At 59.4% G+C, this 278-nt stretch carries 1 pseudogene; it reads left to right on the top strand.

Annotated elements, in window-relative coordinates:
• Nucleotides 1–27 precede the first annotated feature (27 nt).
• Nucleotides 28–278, top strand: a pseudogene (locus tag QP140_RS09975) (phage portal protein); the annotation flags it as partial.

The raw sequence follows: 278 nt of genomic DNA, 5'->3' as shown, positions 1-278 counted from the left end.
CCGGCGACACCAACGGTTGGTGCGACGATGGACGCGATGGTCAAGGCCGTGCAGGCGGGGCTCGCGCCGGGTAATTCTCGGGTGATTTGGGATCGTGTCGGTTTCACTCCGGAGGAACAGCGCTTGTTGGAACGTGAGGTGGCGCAGCTGCGGTTAGAGAATCGTGTGGCGCTGATTTCGGGCGCTTCGCGTGCCGTAAGTGATGAAGCCAAGGCTTTATCTGGTTCTGAGCAGCCAGTCGCAACGGAAATCGGGATCGATGAGTTTATACGTGGCAG

This window comes from Corynebacterium sp. UMB9976 (genome assembly GCF_030212265.1).
Classification (GTDB): Bacteria; Actinomycetota; Actinomycetes; order Mycobacteriales; family Mycobacteriaceae; genus Corynebacterium.
Note: the sequence above shows the minus strand (reverse complement) of the source record. Positions and strands in the feature narration are given on the sequence as shown.